The 24,107-nt window shown below is 39.6% G+C and carries 22 protein-coding genes; 21 read left to right on the forward strand and 1 reads right to left on the reverse strand.

All coding sequences use genetic code 11. The features are described from left to right. Positions 1-140: 140 nt before the first annotated feature. The 9 genes from CEQ75_RS06235 (at position 141) to CEQ75_RS06285 (ending at position 6,114) form a co-directional block, all read left to right on the forward strand. Positions 141-446: a type II toxin-antitoxin system RelB/DinJ family antitoxin gene (locus CEQ75_RS06235; protein WP_089609563.1), complete on the forward strand. Its 306-nt coding sequence runs from the start codon at positions 141-143 to the stop codon at positions 444-446. Then, complete coding sequence (locus CEQ75_RS06240) at positions 443-778, forward strand: type II toxin-antitoxin system RelE/ParE family toxin (RefSeq protein WP_089609564.1); 336 nt, start codon at positions 443-445, stop codon at positions 776-778. The genes CEQ75_RS06235 and CEQ75_RS06240 overlap by 4 nt, the downstream gene beginning before the upstream one ends. A 598-nt stretch (positions 779-1,376) precedes the next feature. Further along, positions 1,377-1,646: a hypothetical protein gene (locus CEQ75_RS06250; RefSeq protein ID WP_089609566.1), complete on the forward strand. Its 270-nt coding sequence runs from the start codon at positions 1,377-1,379 to the stop codon at positions 1,644-1,646. Beyond that, on the forward strand, positions 1,639-1,917 hold the full coding sequence (locus tag CEQ75_RS06255; RefSeq protein ID WP_089609567.1) for a DUF4160 domain-containing protein: 279 nt from the start codon (positions 1,639-1,641) through the stop codon (positions 1,915-1,917). Before CEQ75_RS06250 ends, CEQ75_RS06255 begins: the two co-directional genes overlap by 8 nt. Positions 1,918-2,078: 161 nt before the next feature. Next, positions 2,079-2,300: a GNAT family N-acetyltransferase gene (locus tag CEQ75_RS19485; protein WP_089609568.1), complete on the forward strand. Its 222-nt coding sequence runs from the start codon at positions 2,079-2,081 to the stop codon at positions 2,298-2,300. Between the two features lie 40 nt (positions 2,301-2,340). Further along, the gene (gene arsM / locus CEQ75_RS06265) at positions 2,341-3,129 is read left to right on the forward strand and encodes an arsenite methyltransferase (RefSeq protein WP_157677350.1); all 789 of its coding nucleotides are present in this window, start codon (positions 2,341-2,343) and stop codon (positions 3,127-3,129) included. Positions 3,130-3,457: 328 nt separating this feature from the next. Continuing rightward, a complete protein-coding gene (locus tag CEQ75_RS06275) occupies positions 3,458-4,516 on the forward strand; it encodes an energy-coupling factor ABC transporter permease (RefSeq protein WP_089609570.1) in 1,059 nt (352 codons plus the stop codon). A 27-nt stretch (positions 4,517-4,543) separates the two neighbouring features. Beyond that, positions 4,544-5,353 (forward strand): cobalt ECF transporter T component CbiQ, encoded by an 810-nt coding sequence (cbiQ, locus tag CEQ75_RS06280; RefSeq protein ID WP_089612526.1) that lies wholly within the window; start codon positions 4,544-4,546, stop codon positions 5,351-5,353. Further along, positions 5,350-6,114, forward strand: a complete 765-nt coding sequence (locus tag CEQ75_RS06285; RefSeq protein ID WP_089609571.1) for an energy-coupling factor ABC transporter ATP-binding protein — start codon at positions 5,350-5,352, stop codon at positions 6,112-6,114. The genes cbiQ and CEQ75_RS06285 overlap by 4 nt, the downstream gene beginning before the upstream one ends. A gap of 109 nt (positions 6,115-6,223) precedes the next feature. Here CEQ75_RS06285 and rnk read toward each other — a convergent pair whose 3' ends face one another. Beyond that, the gene (rnk, locus tag CEQ75_RS06290) at positions 6,224-6,640 is read right to left on the reverse strand and encodes a nucleoside diphosphate kinase regulator (protein ID WP_089612527.1); all 417 of its coding nucleotides are present in this window, start codon (positions 6,638-6,640) and stop codon (positions 6,224-6,226) included. 670 nt (positions 6,641-7,310) lie between these two features. On the opposite strand from rnk, the gene CEQ75_RS06295 reads away from it, so the two are divergent. The 12 genes from CEQ75_RS06295 to grdC all read left to right on the forward strand — a co-directional run bounded on the left by CEQ75_RS06295 (position 7,311) and on the right by grdC (position 24,080). Beyond that, on the forward strand, positions 7,311-8,783 hold the full coding sequence (locus CEQ75_RS06295; RefSeq protein WP_242965387.1) for a trimethylamine methyltransferase family protein: 1,473 nt from the start codon (positions 7,311-7,313) through the stop codon (positions 8,781-8,783). 31 nt (positions 8,784-8,814) lie between these two features. Then, positions 8,815-10,278, forward strand: coding sequence for a trimethylamine methyltransferase family protein (locus CEQ75_RS06300; RefSeq protein WP_242965388.1), 1,464 nt, complete (start codon positions 8,815-8,817; stop codon positions 10,276-10,278). A gap of 113 nt (positions 10,279-10,391) precedes the next feature. Further along, complete coding sequence (locus CEQ75_RS06305; RefSeq protein WP_089609572.1) at positions 10,392-12,410, forward strand: hydantoinase/oxoprolinase N-terminal domain-containing protein; 2,019 nt, start codon at positions 10,392-10,394, stop codon at positions 12,408-12,410. 111 nt (positions 12,411-12,521) lie between these two features. Next, positions 12,522-14,081: a BCCT family transporter gene (locus CEQ75_RS06310; RefSeq protein ID WP_089609573.1), complete on the forward strand. Its 1,560-nt coding sequence runs from the start codon at positions 12,522-12,524 to the stop codon at positions 14,079-14,081. Between the two features lie 443 nt (positions 14,082-14,524). Then, positions 14,525-15,160, forward strand: coding sequence for a GntR family transcriptional regulator (locus CEQ75_RS06315; RefSeq protein ID WP_198306648.1), 636 nt, complete (start codon positions 14,525-14,527; stop codon positions 15,158-15,160). Positions 15,161-15,512: 352 nt separating this feature from the next. Then, positions 15,513-16,586, forward strand: a complete 1,074-nt coding sequence (locus CEQ75_RS06320; RefSeq protein ID WP_198306649.1) for a YkvI family membrane protein — start codon at positions 15,513-15,515, stop codon at positions 16,584-16,586. Positions 16,587-16,871: 285 nt separating this feature from the next. Further along, positions 16,872-18,896, forward strand: coding sequence for an ATP-binding protein (locus tag CEQ75_RS06325; protein ID WP_198306650.1), 2,025 nt, complete (start codon positions 16,872-16,874; stop codon positions 18,894-18,896). After that, complete coding sequence (locus tag CEQ75_RS06330; RefSeq protein ID WP_089609577.1) at positions 18,883-20,244, forward strand: sigma-54-dependent transcriptional regulator; 1,362 nt, start codon at positions 18,883-18,885, stop codon at positions 20,242-20,244. Before CEQ75_RS06325 ends, CEQ75_RS06330 begins: the two co-directional genes overlap by 14 nt. A gap of 474 nt (positions 20,245-20,718) precedes the next feature. After that, positions 20,719-21,651, forward strand: coding sequence for a thioredoxin-disulfide reductase (trxB, locus tag CEQ75_RS06335; RefSeq protein ID WP_089609578.1), 933 nt, complete (start codon positions 20,719-20,721; stop codon positions 21,649-21,651). A 42-nt stretch (positions 21,652-21,693) separates the two neighbouring features. Beyond that, a complete protein-coding gene (gene trxA, locus CEQ75_RS06340; protein WP_089609579.1) occupies positions 21,694-22,008 on the forward strand; it encodes a thioredoxin TrxA in 315 nt (104 codons plus the stop codon). 72 nt (positions 22,009-22,080) lie between these two features. Continuing rightward, entirely contained in the window at positions 22,081-22,524 is a 444-nt protein-coding gene (grdA, locus tag CEQ75_RS06345) for a glycine/sarcosine/betaine reductase complex selenoprotein A (RefSeq protein ID WP_089609580.1), read from the forward strand. 14 nt (positions 22,525-22,538) lie between these two features. Then, entirely contained in the window at positions 22,539-24,080 is a 1,542-nt protein-coding gene (gene grdC, locus CEQ75_RS06350; RefSeq protein WP_089609581.1) for a glycine/sarcosine/betaine reductase complex component C subunit beta, read from the forward strand. The last annotated feature ends 27 nt before the right edge of the window (positions 24,081-24,107 follow it).

Consider the following 24,107-nt stretch of genomic DNA (forward strand, 5'->3'; position numbering starts at 1 on the left):
CAACTTCTAAAAAATATAGAACAAGGGTACTGACACATTTCTAAGGGTCAGTACCCTGTTTTCTTTACACAATAGTCAAAACCACTATTGAAAGGTAACGACAAAAAGCGTTACAATATTATCAGAAGGAGATGATTAGCATGGAAAAAACTACGACTTTAAATTTGAGAGTTAATCCTGACGTAAAAAGAAGGGCGGAGGAAGTTCTTTCACATCTCGGCATCCCTATGTCCACAGCGATAGATATATATCTGAAGCAGATTTCGATGACCGGTGGAATACCTTTTGCTGTAACACTGCCGAAAGTACCAGTTTCCGTAAACGCCGATTTGATGACAACGGACGAAATTCATGCGAAGTTAAAGGAAGGATATAACGATATTAAAAAAGGTAATGTGCAGGATGCATCTGCTGCCTTTCAGAGATTTCGGGAGACACACCGATGAAGCAGTATAAGATTCAGATCACGGACAAGGCACTTTCCGATATGGAGGAGATTTATAATTATATCGCAGGGCAGCTACAGGCACCGGAAGCGGCCATGGGGCAGTATAACAGAATAGCTAACGCAATCGAAACTCTTGATATGTTCCCGGAACGTGTGGAGTTAATGGAGACAGGAGAAGAACGTGCACTGGGGCTCAGACAAACGCCTGTTGATAACTTTTCTGTATTCTTCCATATCAGAGAAGAGCGGGTAATCATTACAAATGTTTTATGTAGTGCCGGCGATATAGCCAAGCGTTTACGTGATCATGAAAGCTTCAGCTGGGGGTAATTTGAGACGAAGAGCGGTAAATTCGAAAATACCTTATAGCAAACGTGTAGAATAATATGAACAGGGTGACAAAATGCCAGCTACAACATCTTTACCTGGTTGGTTTTGGATTATATATTATGTTTTCTGATAATAACATTTGGTGTCTCAATATTTGCTATTATGAAAAAAAGAAATCGGGTACTATCCATAATAAATTTGATAATACTGATTACTGTTCCTGCTATAAGCTTTATTAATGATATAGGGAGGTCAGCACCAAATGAATTTCAACACCTTATTGTCAATTTAATGCAAGGTTCCCTTTGGGCAATTTATGCATTTGTAGGTTATTTATTTATTCTAGTTTGGGGATATTATTATATAAGAATAATAATACTTAAGCTTAAAAGAAAATAATGTTGATATGTTGTAATATTTAAATTTTCCGCACTTAGTCACAATAGTCATACAATTTATGAATTACAAAAAGTGCTGGAAATAAAAAGGTTTAGCTGTAAAGATTAAGTTAATCTAGCAGAACTGTTGGCCTAAAGATAATAAGTTTCATGTGTTCGTGTTAAGCTATCCTAGAATACTTATAAAAGGGGTGGTATCTATGATGTACCCATATATAATTTTATATGACGAAACAGAGATAGTTCATTCGCATATTATCGAGGAAAATGGGATGCAATGTGTAGAGGTTCATTTTGAGCGCCCAAGGGAAGATGGCTTCGATATAGCAAGATGTATCCTACCGACCTATACATGGATTAGGCGTGAAGGGTTCACTGACGAAGAGATCAATAAATTTGAAAGATTTCTCCATAATAATGCGCATTTGCTTTATAAATATGCTGCATCTGGGGGGATAAAAATTGCCTAGCCTATTTCGCATTGGCTCTTATTTAGTCTTTTTTTGGTCAAATGAAAATTTTGAACCAATACATGTACATATAGGTAAAGGAAGGCCAAGTCCCAATGCAACTAAAGTATGGTTGACGGCGGCAGGTGGCTGTATTATTGCTAATAATTCAGGTAGAATACCACAAAACGAATTAAATGAGATGATGGAGATTATAGCTGCACAGCATTTTATGATATGCGAAGAGTGGAAAAATCATTTCAAGGTTGATGAGATTAAGTTCTATTGCTAAGAAGAAAATTACATGATTGCGGGATATTTTTATATTCATCTAGTGGACACAAAGTGCTATAATCAAGATAAATTGGATAATGTGGAGTGTTAACTGAAGGAGAGCGTAATGGTTATGTATATTCAGCTAGCTGAAAAGAAGCATGAACCGGCCGTTTCTGAATGTGTAGGTATGTTCAGGGAAGAGGGATTGGACGTAAATTAATTGAGCATGCATTTAATTTTGCCCAAAAAGCGGGTTTGCACGAAGTCAATCTTTATACAAACGAGTTAATGACTGAAAATATTAGGTACTATCTTGGACTCGGATTTATCGAAGTGGGACGACGATTGGAAGATGGTTACAGACGGGTGTATTTTGCAAAGCCTTTACAGCTTCAGTAGTAATATTCACCAACTTAAAATAATTTAAGGAGGGGTATTTATGGGTGGTATAAATAAAACTGATATTCGAAATATTGTTCGTAAAAGTTATGGCAAAATAGCTGACGGTGAGGTAAACGATGGAGCCTGCTGTAGCGGTATTATTAACATCAACGATTCTAGCCAAAAAATATCAGAAGAAATTGGGTATTCTAATGAAGAAATCTTAAATGTACCAGAAGGAGCTAACATGGGGCTAGGTTGTGGAAATCCCCAATTGTTTGCAGAGATAAAAGAAGGTGAAACAGTAATTGACATTGGGAGCGGTGGAGGATTTGATTGTTTTTTGGCATCAAAAAAGGTAGGTCCCGAGGGATATGTAATTGGAGTAGATATGACTCCCGAAATGTTGAATAAATCAAGGGTTTTATCAAAAAAACATAATTATACGAATGTAGATTTCAGATTAGGTGAAATTGAAAATCTTCCAGTAGCTGATAACACGGCAGATGTGATTATCTCAAATTGTGTAATAAACCTGTCCCCTAAAAAACAAAGGGTATATAATGAGGTATACAGGGTATTGCGAAAAGGTGGCAGAGTTGCTATTTCTGATGTAGTCCTCATTAAAGACCTGACAGAAGAAATGAAGCAAGATGAAAATCTTTATTGTGGTTGAGTTTCTGGCGCCTCTTCAGTTGAAGAGCTAAAAATATATTTAGAGAGAGCTGGATTTGCAAATATCAATATTGAAACTAAAGAAGTACCTGAGGAATATGCTAAAAAATGGGCACATAATTTAAGAGTTGGTGAATATATTATGTCTGCTTCGATAAAGGCAACCAAATAGATGTAAGTTATATTACAAATCACGGTTTCTTGTCTTTTACAGGTACAATTTTAAGAAATTTCTTAAAAAGTTTTGACTCCGGAAGGAATTTGTCAGTTTGTATAGAATAAATTAAACAACAGGCATCAAGAAGGTGCCTAAAAGTATCAAGAAGATACATTTTGTAATTATGCGATTTATTATCCCAGACAGTTTCATAATTGTAATTTGACCATGAAGGTCTTGCCCGAAGAAAGGGGCAGCTTCATGGTTTTTGTTTTTAAAGGGGCATGTCAAAAAACACCAAAAGCTATCTGGTAATTAATTATTTTTGGAGGAGCTGATTTTTATGCATATGGCTGATGCTTTAATATCGCCGGCCGTAGGTGGAACCATGTGGATAGCTACTGCGGGAGTTGCAGCTTATTCAATTAAAAAAATTCAAGGTGATATGGATGATAAGAAAATTCCTTTGATGGGAGTAATGGCGGCTTTTGTTTTTGCCGCTCAGATGATTAATTTTACCATTCCGGGAACTGGATCCAGCGGTCACATTGGAGGCGGTTTGTTACTGGCCATTCTTCTTGGACCTTATGCCGGATTCCTTGCCATGGCCTCCATTCTGTCAATTCAAGCATTATTTTTTGCGGATGGAGGACTTTTAGCTTTGGGGTGCAATATTTTTAATCTTGGCTTTTTTACTTGTTTTATTGCCTATCCTTTGATATATAAACCGCTCATCGCCAAAGGGTATACCTCTCGCCGCATTTTTGGAGCATCCATGATCGCCGCTGTTATTGGTTTGCAGCTTGGTTCTTTTGGAGTCGTGCTTGAAACGCTGATTTCCGGGAAAACTGAGTTACCATTTAGTACCTTCGTATTAATGATGCAGCCTATTCATTTGGCAATAGGTATTGTGGAGGGCGTAATCATTGCGGCCGTTGTTTCATTTATTTGGAAAGAACGTCCGGAAATCCTTGAAAAAGCGGCTTTGGGAGAAGCACTGGGTAGTTTCTCCATTAAAAAAGTCTTAACTGTTTTAGCTCTATTGGCGGTATTTACCGGGGGCGTCCTCTCCTGGTTCGCTTCCGACAACCCTGACGGATTGGAATGGTCTATGCTTAAGACAGCCGGCGTAGAGGAGCTTGAAGCGCCGAATGGTATTCATCAGACTTTCTCTCAGATACAAAGCAGGTTTGCATTTTTACCGGATTATAGTTTTAAGATCTCCAAAGTTGAAACCTCCGCCGGTACCGAAGAAAGCGAAGGCGGAGCGGGACAGCCTGCTGTAAGTGGCGGTACCAGTATCGCAGGAATTGTTGGCGGCGGTTTAACCCTTGCTTTTGTTGTGTTTATTGGATTTGTGATTAATTTAATCAAAAAGAGGAAGCAAGCTCTCACAAATTAAAATTATTTAAAGGATTTGATTACTGCTATGGCTAATATCATGAATTCGATATTTGATATGAGGCTTCTGGATGATTTAGCAGGTAAGGAGACAGTTTTGCATAGGATACATCCACTCATAAAGCTACTGACTACTGTATTTTATTTGGTAGTGGTTGTATCCTTCGACAAATATGAAATAGTCGGTCTGCTGCCTTTGATTGTTTTTCCGGTGTTGGTAATAACACTGGCCGAGCTTCCTTTCAGGCCTATATTAAAAAGAATGTTACTTGCGGCACCCTTTGTTCTGGGAATAGGTATATTAAACCCGGTGTTTGACCATCAAGTCTTTGTGATTGGAGGGCTGACACTGTCCAGGGGCTGGATCACCTTTTTATCAGTTTTCTTGAAGTGTTTGCTTACTGTGAGCGCAGCATTGCTGCTTATCGCAACAACGGGAATGGATAAATTGGCTTCTGCTTTAAGGATGCTAAAAATTCCGCGGTTGTTTGTGCTTCAATTGCTAATGACTTACCGGTATATATCAGTATTGATGGAAGAGGTTTCCTTGATTTGGAGAGCTTATTCATTGCGGGCTCCCCGGCAAAAGGGGATTAACCGCAAGGTTTGGGGGCCGTTAATAGGCCAGCTTATCCTAAGGACTTATGAAAGAGCACAGCGGGTATATCAAGCCATGTGTTTAAGAGGGTTTAGCGGCGAGTACAATACGGGAAAACAGGTTAGGATCAGGGTTTGGGATCTGGCATATTTGATTAGTTGGAGTTTATTTTTCGCCGTGGTGAGAATCTACAATATTCCTATGCTGATAGGTTCATTGTTAACAGGAGTGGGAAGATGAGTCATCATATTACAGAGATCAGGGATGTGCATTATATTTATCCCGACGGGCATAAGGCAATAAACGGGATCTCCTTTGAAATCCACCATGGAGAATCTGTAGGAATCATAGGAGCTAACGGTGCAGGTAAGTCTACCCTGCTTATGCTGCTTATGGGAATTCTTTTCCCATGCCAGGGTGAAGTCCGTGTGGGAGAAGTGCCGGTTACTAAAAAGACGCTGCCTATTATTCGTCAAAGGATGGGTATGGTTTTTCAGAATTCGGATGATCAGTTATTTATGTCCACCGTCTACGATGATGTAGCTTTTGGGCCGCGTAATTACAAGTTGGATGAAGCAGTTGTAGAAAAGCGGGTTGAGCAGGCTCTGGAGATGGTAGGGATTCTTCATCTAAGGGACCGGGCGCCTTTCAAGTTGTCCGGCGGCGAAAAACGTGCTGCGGCGATTGCTTCCGTGCTCTCAATGCAGCCGGATATTCTGGTGATGGATGAGCCAACCACCGCCCTTGATCCCAAATCCAGACGCAGGCTGATCAAACTGCTCAACAGCTTTGAACACACAAAAATTATAACCAGCCACGATTTAGATATGATATATGATTTGTGTACCAGAACCATAGTCATCAAAAATGGTGCAATCGCTGCAGATGGGCCTGCTTCAGAAATTCTGGTTAATGCTGAATTGCTGGATAACTGCGGGCTGGAGTTGCCTTTGGCACTCCGGGGCTGCCCGATTTGTGGTGGAAAAGGAATAAAAAATTAAATATTTAGTGCTGCTATTAAGGAAGTGGCATTACCAATGGACGTATAAATCGCAGATTTATACGTCCATTTTCCTTTTTAAAATAATGTTTCCGAAGATAAGGTGGTCACTATAAATCATAATTTCCAGCTGCCTCCGGCTGGTACATGATTTTCTCCACCTTAAGTTTAATAATACCTGCGGGAATTTTCCAGTCAACGATATCTCCTTCCCGGAATCCAAGTATTGCTGTTCCGATGGGAGCAAGCACAGAAATTTTATGCTCCATCAAATCCACATTTTCAGGATAAACCAGGGTATAGACTGTTTCTTCTCCGGAATCTAAATCCTTCAATAGGACCTTAGAATTCATTGTGATGGAATCTTCGGGTATTTTATCCGATGGCACAATATTTGCCCGGTTTAGTTCCAGCTCCAAATCATGTAAATGATCTTTATTTCTGCTCTTGCCAAATTCCCTTTCCTCGTTGATCAGTTCAAGCAACCGTTCCCGGTCTTTGATCGTAATATCAATTGTTCTCTCCATTTTTTTCAATCCTTTCTTTTCCTCCCTAATATAGAGCGACTATCTCCAGAAAGATAGCCGCTTGTTTAACTTTTTAATTAATTCTTAATTAGTGGATTTCTTCACGGAAGTCTCGGAAACCTCTTTAAATTATAGATGATTTTCCTATATAAGTAAATCCCTAGAAGACGGATTTGATAAATATGTTATTTTCAGTGGCTTGGCGCAAGCCCGGTTTTTAATAATACCGATATAAGCCGCTACGTAGAAATACCCATTGTATATTAGGAGTATTTTATTAAAAAAAATATAAAATACCAGAAGGATATTTGAGATTTATGTAGAATAATAAGTTATAAACAAAATGAATACAATTTGTATAGCAACAAAGTTCTTAAAAATTAATTTGTCTGAACAAAATGCCGCTCTTTAGGAAAGGAGGGCCAGGGCAGTTATTTAATATAGTTTTGGAGGGGAGGCTTATTCATTTATCAAGGGAATGATATATCTTCTAACGGTAAAGTATTGCTAGAGGCCATCGGGAGCAATTTTCATGATAATAGGAATAAATTTAAGTTGGTTATATTCGGAAGAAACAATTGAGCTAATTTAAAAATGCGCAGTACCGACAATGAATAAACACAAAAAGTTATAAGGTTAAATTTTGTAAGTAAGAAAGGAGAGAAGATAGTTGAATACAACAAAAAGTTACTATTCCCAGGCAAATAATGAGGTAAACCAAACTATCTCATGGAAGATGCTGAGTGATGATCAGTGTGAAAATATTTTTTTGACTGCTCTTGAGATTTTGGAAAGAACCGGAATTGAAGTAGAAAATAAAGAAGCTTTGGATTTGTTTGAAAAAGCCGGTTGCTGGGTGGACGACAACAGAGTAAGAATTCCTTCTTCATTAACCGAATGGGCCGTAAGAACTGCTCCTTCCAGAATTACTCTTTGCGATAGAAATGGCCAAAGAGCTTTAAGCCTTGAAACCACTAATGTTTATTATGGGCCGGGATATGAAAATGCAAACGTACTTGACCCTCAAACCGGAGAATTGAGAAAACCGGTCAAAGCCGATGTTGTTAACAGCGCTATCGTCTGTGATGCTTTAAAAAATATTGATTTTGCTATGAGCAATGGCCAGCCAACTGATGTTAATCCTGCTGCGGCCGAGGTTCATGCATTTGAGGCTTTGGTATCAAATACAACGAAACCTGTCCTGCAATCTGTAAAAACTCTGGAACAAGCGCAAGCTGTCGTAGATATCGCTTCCGCAGTTGCCGGTGGATTGCGAGAATTGCAGAAGAATCCTTTTGCTGTGCTTCATATTCAAACTGAAGGTACGCTGACTCATTCTGACAGCACGATGGCCAAAGTAATTTTTGCCGCGCAGAATGGGATCCCTTTTGTTTATAATACGAAATTAGTTGCCGGAGATACTGCACCTGCTACGCCTGCCGGAGCTATTGTTGTAGCACTTGCCGATGTTTTGGCAGGTACAATTCTCAGCCAGTTGGTAAGACAGGGAGCACATATTATTGCCGGCGGTTTATTTACCATTGAGGATAAAGCTAATGGGATGCAGCCTTTGGGCGCGCCTGAAGTAGAATTAATGGGTACAGGATTTGCCAATGTTCTTCGTTATTTGCGCTTACCTAATTTTGGTTTTGCCGGTGCTAGCGATGCGAAAATTAGTGATGCTCAAATGGGACTTGAATCCGCTTTTTCCATTCTCCATGCCGGATTAAGCGGTACCAACCTGATTCATGGCTGCGGTCAGATGGAATATGGCTTGACCGGATCCCTGGAACTCCTGGTTATGGGTGACGAAGCGATGGGTATGACCCGAAGAATTATGAGGGGTGTAGAGACAAACGAAGAAAGACTGGCCCGCGGAGTGATTGATGAAGTTCAGCCTGCCGGACATTACCTGGGAGAAGAACATACCATGAAATACTTTAAGTCCGAGGTATGGTGGCCGACACTGATGAACCGGAAACGTATAGCTGATTGGGAAGCCGCAGGTGCTAAACCTATGGGTCAAAGAGTAAAGGAAAAGACCCAGGATCTTTTGCAAAATCATCTGCCCGCCAAGCTTGCCGAAGATAAAGTTGCAGAGATTCAGGCTATTGTTGCAAAAGCAGAAGCTTCACTAAAATAGGAATAACTGAGAGAGAAAGGAGAGATTTAAGTTGACTACGAGAAGTAATTATCAAGCTTATGCCAGCACCCAAATGAGTGTTTTCTCACCTGATCAGTGCCAAGAGTTAGTATATGCCGCTACAGAGGCTATGTGGCGTACGGGGACAGATTTTCATGATCAAGAATGTTTAGATATCCTGAAGAAAGCCGGTTGCTGGGTGGATGGCAAAAGAGTAAGAATTCCGGCTCATATTACAGAACGTGCATTACAAACCTGTCAAAAGCATGTTGTGCTTTGCAACAGCCGTACCGGTGCCCGTGAACTCTTTATTGAAGGAAGTAACGCATATTTTGGCTCCGGACCTTGCACTCCCTTTACCAGAAATCCCTTCACCAATGAAAGACATCGTGCCACTAGGCAATCTGTCGGTTGGGCGACCAAGCTTCTTGACGCTCTGCCTCATATGGATTATGCCATGTCCTTAGGGATTGTACAGGACGTGCCCCTTTTAATATCTGACCGTCATGAATTTGAACAGCAGATTCTTAACACCGAGAAACCGATTATTACGGTATGTGTTGACGAGTGGGGTCAGGAAGACATTATTAAGATGGCGGAAATTGTTGCCGGCGGCGAAGAAGAACTACGCAGGAATCCTTTTATCTGCCTCTATGCAGAGCCTATTTCCCCAGGGGTGCACTGCCGTGAAGCAGCTCAAAAACTGTTGATTGGTGCCAAAAAAGGCTTACCCACCATTTATACACCGTGTATTATGGCCGGTGGAACTGCCCCGATTACCATGGCCGGTGTGATGGTTCAAGGCTTATGTGAAAGCTTAAGCGGTCTCGTGCTCAGCCAGTGTACCCGTGAAGGTGCTCCCTTTATTATGGGCGGTGTTTACACGATTCTGGATATGGGATCGACCATTTTCTCCTATGGCGCACCGGAGCTTAGCCTGCTCCTCGCCGGCTTGGCAGACGTTGCTCATTATCTTAACATTCCGATGTTTGGTACTGCCGGGTGCACCGACGCATGTATTATTGATGAACAAGCCGGTATGGAAGCTGCCATCTCCATTGCGATGACCAATATGTCCGGTGCCAACCTAAACCATGATACAGGGTATTCCGAATACGGAACTACCTCCAATCTGGATTTGGTAGTCATTGCTGATGAGGTTCTGGGCATGGCAAGACGTTTGACCAAAGGGATCAAAGTAGATCAGGAAACATTAGCTTTGGATGTAATTGAAAAGGTTGGACCCGGCGGCAAATTTGGCAACGAAGAACATACCCAGGCACACATGGAAGAAAATTATGTGCCCCGGTTGGTTAACAGAGCTGCCCGTGATATTTTTGACAAAGCTGGGAGTAAAACACTAACCCAGGTTGCGAACGAAAAAGTAAGAGATATTATTAATTATCATGAACCGGCTCCGCTGCCCAAGGATATGGCAGCCAAGATCAGAGATATTGTAGAAAACGCTGTGGGTCATATGCCCGGAGAAGAATAAAATAATGGGCTGCCTGGTTTTGCAGGCAGCCCATTGTAAAATTCTAACTGATTATAAAATAATTGAGAGATATACCAACACTTTGTTTATCAGGTACCTGAGGGGGAAGAAAAATGTCATTAGTACTTGGTATAGATACTGGAGGCACTTACACCGACGGAGTGGTAGTTGAGCTTGAGCATAAGCAAATTCTTAATAAAGCAAAGGCCTTAACCACCAGAGAAGATCTAGCCATAGGTATTCGTAATTGCATTAACAACTTAGATTTTGAAGATTTTGATAAAATCAGTATTGTTTCTCTTTCGACAACTTTAGCTACCAATGCCATCGTAGAAGGTCGTGGTTGTGAAGTTGGGTTGCTGATGCTGGGGCATGAGCCGATTGAGAAATTACCTGTAATTCATTACTCAGTGCTGCCCGGTGGTCATGATATTAAAGGCAGATCCCTGGAGAACCTGGACTATGAATTAACGCGTAAGGCAATAAATGATTTTAAAGGCAAAGTAGATGCTGTTGCCATATCCGGTTATCTGAGTGTCAGGAATCCGGAACATGAAATTGCTGTTAGTAAAATGGTCAAGGAGATCTTGGATATTCCGGTGGTTTCTGCTCATCAGCTTACAACCTCACTGGGATTTCATGAGCGTACGGTAACCGCCGTACTTAATGCCAGATTAATACCTATCATTACTGAGTTAATTGATTCAGTGCATCGGGTATTGGCAGAGAAGAAAATTGATGCCTCGATTATGATCGTCAAGGGAGATGGCTGTTTGATGGGTGAATCTTTAGCCCGGGAAAAACCGATTGAGACCATCCTGTCCGGTCCGGCATCAAGCATCATTGGCGGTGCTTTTTTAACCCAGACTTCGGAGGCTTTAGTGCTGGATATGGGTGGAACAACCACAGATATTGCTATTCTGAAAAATTGTGTGCCCAGAATTAACCAAGAAGGAGCTATGGTTGGTGGTTGGATGACCCGAGTTCAGGCAGCTGAAGTTTATACCTTTGGATTGGGCGGAGATAGTTATATTCAGGTTGACAGGGATCGAAAAATCATTGTCGGGCCCCAGAGGGTTTGGCCGTTGTGTGTTGTTGCCGCTCAATATCCTTATCTTATTGAAGACCTAAAGATTCATTTTGATGAAAGCTACGATTTAATGTATGCACAGCCTACGGATTGTTATATGTTTTTAAAACATGTTACGGAAGAAAAGCTTACTGATTGGGAAGAGAAGGTTATCAGTCTTCTAAAGGAAGGACCTAGAAGCTTATATTTCCTGGCAAAGCAATTGGAGGTTGATGCCAATTTATTTAACCTTCAGCATCTGGTCAATTTGGGTATCATTGCCCGGGTTTCTGTTACGCCTACAGATATTCTGCATGCTAAAGGTATTTATCATCAATGGAACAGTGAAGCATCAGAAGCTGGCGTAGATATTTTAGCAGGCAGGGCCAGAATGACCAGAAAAGAATTTCTTGATGCTGCAACTGAAAGAATAATTAATGATTTGTGCATCACCTGTCTGCAAAGCCTGGCAGGTACAGAAGGACAGAAAACCTGGTTCAAAAATGACGAAGTTTCCATGTATTTCATCAATAAAGCCCTTTCCCCAAAGAAAGATCAGGCATATGATAGCTCTTTCAAACTCAGAATGCCTGTGATCGGAATTGGAGCACCGGTGGATGCCTGGTTACCCCCCATGGCGGAGAAATTAAACACGCAATTAATTATTCCTCCCCATGCCGAGGTGGCAAATGCCATCGGGGCTGCGACAGGTAAAATTATGGAAACCATTAAAGTTTTAATTAATCCGGGGGAAGGAGGTAAAGGATATTTAATGCATGCCCCGTGGGAACGGAGAGCTTTTGCGGAGCTGGAAGAGGCAGTGGAGTTTGCTTTAAAGGAGGCTAAAGAAAGAGCGGCTTGCGCAGCGGAAAAGGCCGGCGCAAAAAACTATGAATTAGTTATTAACCATGAAGATGTCTATGCTAATGCCAGCATGATTGAGAACGATGTTTATGTGGAATCCAGAATAGAAGTAACAGCCGTGGGGCGACCTGAATGGGAACGGCAAGAGGAGATGAAAGGTTTTTTTGTCTTTGATCAAATTGCCGGAGAAAAATGCTAATTTAAAACTGATACGTAGATTTCTTTTCATATTCTGAATAATGTTGCTGTCGAAATTCTAAATCAATAAATTTTCTGACCATTTAATAAATAATTGGAGGAGGTTTGTTCGATGAATTTTCTTAAAAAGGTAGATAAAGCCGTGTTTTACCCAGCTGCTGTGATATGTATACTTTTTATTGCATGGATGTCTTTGGTACCGGAGAGCGCAGGTCAAACACTGAATAATGCTTTAAATTTTGTAAATAGTAACTTTGGCTGGTTGTATATATTGTCAATCAGTGCGTTTGTGGTGGTGTGTTTAGTTATTGCTTTCAGTAAATATGGGAATATCAGACTCGGTAAAGACGATGATAGGCCTGAATTTTCCACTTTTACTTGGTTTGCGATGCTCTTTAGTGCTGCAATGGGTATTGGGATAATTTTCTGGGGTGTTGCCGAACCAATGTCGTTTTTTTCTGATCCTCCTGTTGGTGAAGCTTATACAAAGGAGGCCGGCCAATGGGCGCTGCGGCAAACTGTTTTTCATTGGGGAATACATCCTTGGTCTGTGTATGCGTTAGTTGGTATGGCATTAGCTTATGTCGGATTTAGAAAAGGCCTACCCAGTAGAATAAGTTCAATATTTGTACCTGTTTTGGGCGAAGATAATTTAAATAGCAAATGGGCTAAAGTCATTGATGTCTTCGCAGTACTGGCCTCTATTGCCGGTATAGCAGTGTCGTTGGGCTTAGGATCAATGCAGATTAACGGAGGCTTGAACTTTTTATATGGTATTGAAGTGAACAATTTTGTGACAGGAATAATTATTGTTGTCCTTACCATTATATTTTGCAGTTCGTCAGCAGTGGGCATAGAAAAAGGAATGGCACGGGTAAGTAACACTAACGTCGCCTTGATGATCGTTTTGATGGCCTTTTTCCTGATTTTTGGACCTACAAAGTATCTATTGGAAAGTATAGCCACTACTTTGGGTGACTATCTGCAAAATATAGTTTGGCTTAGTTTTTATGCTGACCCTAATGGTATTTATCAAGATAAACTCGGTTATAACTGGGTTGGCGTGTGGACAATATTCTATTGGGCATGGTGGATATCTTGGGGTCCTTTCGTCGGAGGATTTGTTGCCAAAGTTTCAAAGGGGCGGACTATTCGAGAATTTATCTTGGGAGCATTGATTGTACCGACTTTAGTATGTGCATGCTGGATGGTAATTTTCGGAGGAACAGCTATCCATATGGAACTATATGGAGCAGGTGGTATCGCCGAAGCTGTAGCAGCCAACGTGGACAGTGCCTTGTTTGTAACCTTAGGGAATCTCCCCATACCAATGATTAGCGGTATAGTAGCTGTTTTCTTAATTGGTACCTTCTTTATTACATCTGCTGATTCCGCTACATTTACAGTGGCGATGTATTCTTCAGGTGGTGATATGAATCCGGATGCCAGAGTAAAAGTATTCTGGGGAGTTATTGAAGGATTAATTACGATCGCATTGCTGGTAGCGGGTGGTCTGCAAGCACTGAAGGCGGCATCCGTCTTGACGGCATTCCCGTTCATGTTGATCATTTTAGGGATAATTTATTGTATGTTTAAACTATTGAAGCAGGAGTTTGTGTCGGGAGAAGAGAGCCAGACTATTTCTTCAAAGAACAAAACAGCAAGAATATAATGCAAAATTTCTAGTAAGAATATAAAGGTATGGGCTGTCGCACTAGCGGTTAAATTTAAATAATCGCTAGTGGACAGCTTTTTCTATACTCATTATTCAATTTATGGAATGGTTTATTCCAGGACGTATGATTATTTGTCCTATTTTTGATGATTGATGGTTTGTTTTTGGAATGGTATAATAACTATGTTTTGGAAAAGAGGGATATTATAATGGGGAAATATATACACGGCTGCTGAAAAAAAGAACATAATTGTTGCAGTAGAAGGATTGCGTATCTTATGGTATGATTTGGCTAAGGTCAGAACACTTCTCCGTAAATCCAATATCTAGAATCATCTGATGATTTGTGATATACTACTAGTATTTTTGAGTAGTCTTTTTTAAAGATAGGAAAGTTTGTTCAAGATATTAAAATTTATTTTCAAGGAGATATCGAAGTGGTGGGAAAAATACAAACAGAAGATGTTTATGAAATTCTTAAAAATCGAATTATTACCCTGGAATATAGTCCGGGACAAGTATTAAATGAAGCGGACATTGCAGGCGAATTTGACTTAAGCCGTACTCCTGTCAGGAAAATTTTTGAGCAACTAAAAAATCGGAAGTTGTTAAATATTATTCCTCGTTATGGCGCTCAGGTTGCGACCATTGATTTTCGTTATATGAAATCAGTGTTTGAAGTGGTACGGGAACTGGAAGGTTTTGCAATTCGCCTTGCTGTGGAACGGATAACTGATGAAGATATTGAAGAATTAGAAAATATTGTGGAACGGATCAATAATTATGATATTGAAAATGAATATAAAAAGATTATCATAGATGACGAGAATTTTCATCGGATCGTGATTCAAAGCAGCGACAATCCTTGTTTGATAGAAATATTATTTGATCTGCATATGCATACGGAAAGGCTATGGTTTTATTCACAACAAGAATTAACCGATCTTAATATGTTTCACGATACATTAGCTGATGTTGTCAAAGCCATCAAAGCGAGGGATGTTGTGCAGGCTGAATTTTATTCCAAAAAACACACTGATGATTTTGTAAATTTAATTAAAAAGGAATTATTATAAAATAGGAAGATAATTTCCTAAGCTAGGAAAAAAATTTCCCGCCAATACTATTTCTTTATCCAAAAAGATTTAGTATTTTTTTATTTTATCAAATATATGTCTGATTCACATTTGTTTCAGGGGCTTAAATTATACTTCAATATTTTTGTCCGGATTTTAAATATTGGTATAAAAATTGCTAATTATAGATGGTGTCAAGGATCATATAAACTTTTAACTATTTTATTGAATTGGGAGGTGAGATATTTTTTCAGAAAGGTAATTTGAACCCGAAATTTGTGTATATTTGATCATGGAATTATGAACAATACTTAAAAAGAAAGAGGTGACAGGATTTATGGAGGACAAAAAAATGAATTTTGGCCAAGTGATAATTTATGCCGGAGCTTTCATCGCCTTTTTAATTGGATCTGGGTTTGCTACAGGTCAGGAAATTATGCAGTATTTTGTTTCTTACGGCTATATGGGGATTCTTGGCGTCTTTATTGTGTTAGTTTTATTTTTGTATGTAGGTGTGAGCTTTGTATCCGCCGGTTATAACAATAAATTTGTTAAAAGGAATGATGTTTACAAATACTATTGTGGTAAGTATATCGGTGCTTTTTATGATTATTTCTCCGTGCTTTTTATTTATATGTCTTTCATTGTCATGATCGGGGGAGCAGGAGCTACCTTACATCAGCAATATGGCCTGCCCACATATATCGGCGGGATCGGGATGGCGATTTTAGCTGGGGGAACAGTAGTTTTTGGACTGAATAAAATTGTAGATGTAATTGGTAAGATTGGTCCCGTCATTGCTATTATGGCTATTTTGTTAGGTTTGGCCGGGATTATGATGAATCCCCGGGGGTTAGCGACAGCAAACGAAATTATACCTAAATTAAATCTCCTGCAAGCATCAACCAATTGGCTCTTTGCCGCAGGCTCTTATGTGGGTTTTTGTATGCTTTGGTTAGCTACATTTATGTCTTCAATCGGGGCCGAAGCAAAAAATAAAAAAGAAGCTGTTTGGGGCACAATTTTTGGAGCAATCGGTTTTTCCACCGCAGTTATCGTTGTGGCATTGGGTTTTATGGCAAATATTGAGGATGTGGCAGGGTCTTTGGTGCCCTCCCTGATTTTGGCAGGGAAAATACATCCCACCTTAGCCATCGTATTTTCCTTGACAGTTGTAGCCGGAATATACACTACTGCTGTGCCTCTCCTTTGGACAGTTGTGGCTCGTATCTCAGAAGAAAAGACCAGTACATTTAAATTGATTACGCTCGTTTTGGCAGCAATAGGAACATTTGTGGGATTAATGATTCCTTTTGACAGGTTGGTCAACATTATTTATGTGATCAATGGTTATGTGGGAATACTGTTATTGGCTTTAATGCTGTTTAAGGATCTAAGAAGCAGGAAAGAGATTAAAGAAAGTTAAATAACCGTTTTCTAAGCATCAGATAAAATAAAACTCCGCCTGATGCCAAGAACTCAGTATATTGTTCATAATTTACCTACTCTTTTAATAAAGGGTAGGTTTTTTGCTTTCGATTTCATTTTTAATGTATAATAAGATTAAAGTGTCAAAAAACACTTTTTTCTAGATCATAATATAACTTGTTAAAATATCAAATTAAATTTATTATATAGGTGTATCCTATGTTTAATGGACTAGAATGGATAAGAAGGAATTTTATACCATATTTTTGCGAGGATGTTCTGTATGAAGAGACAGGTCTTTTATGTTGTTATAATCTCCATTCTTCTCACTTTGGTATTTGTCAATATGTATTTACAAATAGAATCAGGCACAGGTTTATTTGAGCGTTTAAAAGACCAACCCATATTGACTGAAGAAGAAAGAAACTGGCTAAAAAACCATGGCAATAAAATAATTTACGGAGCTGATTATAGCTCTCCTCCTTTACGCTATGTAGATGAGGAAAACGGACAATATTCAGGCTTTATAGTCGATTACATTACTGCTTTGTCCTTTGAATTAGGGGTAGAATTCGATTTTAAGCCCGCTGACTCCTGGAATGAGGCTCTAATTCAGCTATCTCGTAAAGAATCAGATTTTTTTGATATGATTCCATCCGAGAGTAGGGAAAAGGAATTTGATTTTACGGATTCTGTATATTTGTTAAGGGGGGCAATTCTGGTGCCATCCGATGAACAGGATATTGCTGACTACCAGGATTTAACAGGAAAGGTGGTAGCTGTGCCCAAAGGCGATTATGCGCTGGAATTTTTGCAATCCCGTATTAATAATATTCAATTTATTAATACAAAAAATATTCAGGAGGCAATTTTAACCCTTCAGGATGGCCAGGCAGATGCTGTTGTTGGTGATGAACCTGTGATTATTTATTACCGTGATCAACTCCGGGCTAAAGATAATGTAAAAATCCTTGACAATATTATGTATGAGCAGAGTGTTGCTTTGGCGGTTCCCAAGTCCGAAAAGACTCTTTTATCAATATTAAATAAAGGCATTCGTATCCTAAAACAAAAGGAATTGTTGAATAAAATTCAGCAAAAATGGTTTGGCATTTCTATTCCTTCATCCTCGGAAAAATTATACCAAAAGATAACCTTAATGATTACCGTATTCTTAAGTATTCTGCTTTTAATATCTTATTTGTTTTATCATTGGAACAGCCTTTTAAAAAAAGAAGTAGAAAAAAGAACAAATGAATTGAATATCAGCCGGGAAAAGCTTCAGATTACCTTTGATGGATTAACCCATTTAATGATTGTAATTGATCGGGATTTTACTATTCAAAATGTCAATGATGCTTTTTGCGACCTCCTGGGTATTGATAAAGAGATGGCATTAAAGCGGAACTTAATGGATTTTCAGAAGATCGTTTTGCCTGATGATTTTAGTGAAATTATCAAAAATACGTCTAAAAAAGAACATCGTCAAACTCTGGAATATAGCGGGAAAGGAAGAATTTATAAAATCACAACATTCCCCCTAAAGGATGAAATTATTCCCAGTATACTTATTATGATTGAGGATATTACCAAAATTCGAATTAGTGAACAACAGCTTTTGCAGGACCGCAAGATGGCTGCTGTTGGACAATTAGCGGCGGGTGTGGCCCATGAGATTAGAAATCCCCTTGGCTTAATCAGGAATTATTGTTACTTATTAAAAAATAGTCCTGATCAGGGGAAGCTGGAGAAATCAATACAAGTTATTGAAAATTCCGTTGAGAGGGCTAGCGGCATCATCAATAATTTGTTGAACTTCTCCCGAATATCCAGTAATACAGTGGAAAAAATACAGATTAGAGAATTCATGGTAAATATTTTAGCCTTGGAGGAAAAAGCTTTAAAAACTAGAAATATTGATTATAATGTTTATTGTGATGATGATTTATCGGGGTATCTCAATCAAGAATCACTAAAGCATATCATCACAAATCTCATCTCAAACGCTGTCGATGCCATGCCCCAAGGAGGCAGTTTGATTATCAGGTGTAATATTGATCATGATACCCTATTTATTAAATTTATTGATAATGGTATTGGGATTGAACAAGATAATTTAAAGGATATTTTCAACCCTTTTTTTACAACTAAAGATCCGGGAAAAGGAACCGGTTTAGGATTATATATTGTATTTAATGAGGTTCAAAAGTGTGGAGGAGAAATAAAAGCATTCAGCAAACCAGGGGTAGGAACTACTTTCTACATTAAATTACCATTGGGGGGTGGTGGCTGCAATGAAAATAAATAATCGACCTTTTAGAGTGCTTGTAGTTGATGACGAGCCAGACTATAGAGAAGTGCTAGAACTCATGTTAAAGGAAGCAGGCTGTCAGATTGAAACTGCAGCAAGTGCTTTTGAAGCTTTGGATAAATTAAGAAAAAGGTCATTTGATTTAGTCTTAACAGATTTAATGATGGCGGGGATGGATGGCATAGAGCTGCTAGAGAAGATAAGGCATGAGCATGGTGCGCTGAAGGTGATTATTATCACAGGATACGGAACTATTGAAAATGCCGTTGCAGCCATGAAAAAAGGCGCCTATTCCTATTTTATTAAAGGTAATGATCCGGATGAATTAATTAAGGAAATAAATAACATTAAAGGTGGGGATATGGAGGTGCAGGAACATTCTGACAAAACTGCCGCTCCAAATGATTTCCCCTCCTTTGTACTATCAACCAATAATGATCAGTTCAGAAAGGTAATGGATATTGCGAAGAGAGCGGCACAAAGCAATGTCAATATTTTAATATTAGGAGAATCCGGAGTGGGTAAAGAAATTTTTGCCCAATATATCCACCAGTGCAGCAGCCGATCGGCAGAGTCTTTTGTTCCTGTCCATTGTCAGGCCTTTGCCGAGGGACTTTTGGAGTCAGAACTATTTGGACACGAAAAAGGAGCCTTTACAGGGGCTATCGAAAGAAGAAAAGGTAGATTTGAGGCTGCTATTGGGGGGACATTATTTTTAGATGAAGTGGGGGATATTCCTCTATCAACCCAAGTAAAACTCTTGCGGGCAATTGAAAACAGAAGAATAGAAAGATTAGGAAGCAATGAGTCAATACCTGTTGATTTTCGTTTAATATCTGCAACACACAAAGATCTGACGCAAGAAATTTTTGACGGCAATTTCCGAGAGGATTTCTTTTATCGGCTTAGTACCATTACAATTGATATTCCCCCTCTTAGAAGCAGGAAAGAGGATTTGCCCATTTTAATTGATTTTTTCATGAAAAAATCCCAGAAAGAGCATAATATTATCGTAACTAATATTGAACCGGCCGTTAGAAGGTTTTTGTTATATTATGATTATCCAGGTAATATTAGGGAGTTGAAAAATATTATCGAGAGATTGGTTGTTTTATCCCGGGATGGTGTGATTTATTACGGAGATTTGCCTGAAATTAAGTCAGATCCAAGGGACGAAGGTCAGGGGAATATTATCCACCTTAGGGAAATGAGAAGAAAGGTAGAAGCAAATTATATCGAAAAAGTTTTAGGAACATGCAATCATAACATTTCAGAAGCAGCACGCGTTCTTGGTATTAGCAGAAGACAATTATTTAATAAAATCACTGATTATGGCATTAAATGAGGACCTTTGGCGCCGGCGGAAGCCTTAGTTGCAATTATACTTTCTGAAAGTGCAAAATAAACCTATTGTCCTTTTAAAAAGCATTTCACCATGAAATTTATTGCAACAGTGGGAAAATTTTTTCCTAATTATTAATTAATTATTGCCATAATTAATTAATTTTGGAGGCAGCATATTCTTTTAGATGACAAAAAACATGGCTGGCAACGGTTTGGAATTTTTATAGCGGGGCATGATTGTTTTTGGCATAGTTCTTGCTTATAATATTGTTAATAATGAAAATTACTAGTGAAAGTATTAACTTAAAAATTTTTTATCATTGAGGAGGATTTCGGCGTTTTTTAGCGAAAGTATATCATAAAAATACATCATAAATATTACTAAAATACAAAGTGTATTTTCAATTATTATTCAATTATTGGTTAGAATATTTCTTGAAAGGACATATTAAAAAAATCAGGGAGGTGCGCTCAAATGAGCAAGGTATATGATTTGATTATTATCGGGGCAGGTCCGGCGGGATTAGCGGCAGGTATTTATGCCGGAAGGTCCAAGTTAGACACTTTAATTATAGAAAAGGAAAAGGCCGGGGGACAAATTGTCATCACCTCGGAAATTGAAAACTATCCCGGAGGTATTGAGGGGGAAACCGGACCATCCCTAATTGGACGGATGGTGCAGCAGGCAGATCATTTCAATGCAGCCAAGGCATATGATACCGTTATCGATTTAGAACTTAAGGGTGAGATTAAAAAAGTTATCGGTAAGAATGAGGAATATCTTGCGAAGACTGTGATTCTGGCTACAGGAGCTTTCCCGCGCCCCATCGGTTGTCCCGGTGAAAAGGAGCTAATCGGCAAAGGCGTATCATACTGTGCCACCTGTGATGCTTCCTTTTTTGAGGATATGGAAGTATATGTTGTCGGCGGGGGAGATTCCGCAGTGGAAGAGGCTTTGTATCTGACAAAGTTTGCCAGAAAGGTTACAATTGTGCACCGCAGAAATGAGCTGCGCGCTGCGAAAACCATACAAGATAAGGCTTTTGCCAATCCTAAAATCGAATTCTTATGGGATTCTGTGATCACAGAACTAAAGGGTGACGGCATTCTGGAAAGCATGGTAGTTAAGAATGTTAAAACCGGAGAAGAGTCTGAAATTATTGCTCCTGAAGAAGACGGCACTTTTGGTGTCTTTGTGTTTGTTGGTTTCGTACCTCAAACCGGCTTGTTTGTAGACAAGGTTCAGATGGAGAACGGTTATATCTTGACGGATGATGATATGAAGACAGATATTCCGGGAGTGTTTGCTGCCGGTGACCTGCGGAAAAAATCCTTGCGTCAGGTGATCACGGCTGCTGCTGACGGTGCTATTGCAGCAACCCAGGCAGAAAGATATCTGGAAGATTAATAAGTATTTTATTAATAATATAATATCAAGGAGGTTACTAAAATGATTGAAGTAACAAAAGATAACTTTGAAGCTGAGGTTTTACAAGCGGAAGGTTTAGTGGTAGTTGATTATTGGAATGAAAAATGCGAACCATGCAAGGCCCTGATGCCCCATGTTCATGCCTTGGCAGAACAGTACCAGGATAAGGCAAAATTCTGCAGTCTGGATACAACCAGTAATAAAAGACTTTCCATTAGTCAAAAGGTTTTAGGATTACCCACCATTGCTTTCTATCGAAATGGGGAGAAAATTGACGAATTGGTCAAAGAAATTACCATTGGAGATGTTGAAGCAAAATTGAATGAATTATTATAGTAGAAATTTTTGTTTCTCAATCAAGAGAACAAAATAAAAAATAAAATATTAATAAAGAAAGGGGCATGCACTATGCTGCAAGGCAAAAAAATTGCCATTGTTGGTGACCGTGACGGGATTCCCGGACCGGCCATTGAAGAATGCGTCAAATCCGCCGGTGCAGAAGTAGTATTCTCGACAACAGAATGCTTTGTCTGAACGGCGGCTGGAGCAATGGATCTTGAAAACCAAGCCAGGATCAAAGATTTAGCGGAAAAATACGGAAATGAGGATTTAATCCTTGTTTTAGGCGGAGCGGAAGCAGAAGCTTCCGGTCTCGCAGCTGAAACCGTAGCTACCGGTGATCCTACTTTTGCGGGTCCATTATCCGGAGTCTCGTTGGGACTTAAATCATATCATATTTTTGAACTCAAGGATGAAGTGGATGCAGCTGTTTATGATGAACAAATCAGTATGATGGAAATGGTTCTCGATGTTGATGAAATTGTAAAGGAAGTTAAGAATTATCGAGGTTAATTGGAGGTGTTTTCATGAGCTTTCCGGTTGTAAAAGGTGCCGCCTATGCTTTGATACAGGCTAATGAAATGGTTATTCATCATGGCTCCACACAAACCTCGGAACGGCGCAAAAACCCGGAATCAGAGCATCTGCAGAAACTGCCTGAGCATCTCAGGAGTTTTCAGGATGCCGTAAGCTATCCTCCTAATCAAGTATATATCGGCAATTTGACTCCTGATGCATTAAAAGAAATTCCCCGCCCCTGGTACGAAGCACCGGTTTCCGGTGCTTCCCGGGATGGGAAATACGGCGAAATTATGCCGGAAGATGAATTTCTTGGATTGATGAAAATTGTTGATGTGTTTGATTTGGTGGTATTAGAAGAAAAGTTCCAGAAAATTGTAAAAGAGAAAATTGCTGCCCATCCGGTTTTAGGAGATATTAAAGACTCAGACAAATTATCAAAGAATTCGGCAAATGTGGATGAAATCAGTAAATTAGTAGCAGAACATATGGGACAGCCTTTGTATTTTGAAGGCAAGCTTGTTGGCTGTGTGAAGAAGGCTCATGAGTTTGATGAAGCGTTATCAGATCATGTTATGTTTGAGAATCTTGTGAGCAAGGCTTCCGCGGTATTTGCCTTGAAACTATTGCTTTCTAAGTCATCTCTGCAAGCTGAAGAAGTGGAATATATTATTGAATGTTCTGAAGAAGCATGCGGTGATATGAACCAAAGAGGCGGAGGTAATTTTGCCAAAGCAATCGGGGAATACTGTGGTTGTGTCAATGCTACCGGTTCTGATACCAGAAGTTTCTGTGCCGGTCCTGCTCATGGAATCGTTGAAGCTGCAGCATTGGCTCAATCAGGTATTTATAAAAACATTGTAGTAGTGGCAGGAGGATCCTCGGTTAAGCTGGGCATGAATTCTAAAGATCACGTTAAGAAGGGAATGCCTGCACTGGAAGATATGCTGGGTACATTTGCCATTCATATTACGGAAAATGATGGAGAGAGCCCGGTGATTCGTACCGATGGTATCGGGCGTCACAGAATAGGGTCCGGTGCTTCACCTCAGGCTGTAATGACGGCTATTGTTGCAGATCCATTAGATAAGCTGGGCTACAAGATACCCGACGTTGATCGTTATTCGGCAGAAATGCAAAACCCGGAAATTACTGAACCAGCTGGAGCAGGTGATGTTCCTTTAGCAAATTATAAAATGATTGGTGCCTTGGCTGTGAAACGAGGCGAATTGGGAAAAGCGGATCTGCTGAATGCAGTTAATAATTTTGGTATGTCCGGTTTTGCTCCTACCCAGGGACATATTCCTTCCGGAGTTCCTTTCGTAGGACATGCTCGTGATATGATTCAGGAAGGAAAAATAGAAAGAGCCATGGTTATTGGGAAAGGAAGTCTCTTCCTGGGCAGATTGACCAACCTATTTGACGGTGTTTCCTTTATCATGGAAAAGAACAGCGGTATATCAAATGAAGCCGGTTTTAACAAGGAAGAAGTAAGGTCAATGATTGCAGAGGCAATGCGGGATTTTGCCAAAGCTTTCCGAGTTGAATAAATAGTCCCGATGCAAAAACCCTAAAGG

This window comes from Dehalobacterium formicoaceticum, from assembly GCF_002224645.1.
Taxonomy (GTDB): Bacteria; Bacillota; Dehalobacteriia; order Dehalobacteriales; family Dehalobacteriaceae; genus Dehalobacterium; species Dehalobacterium formicoaceticum.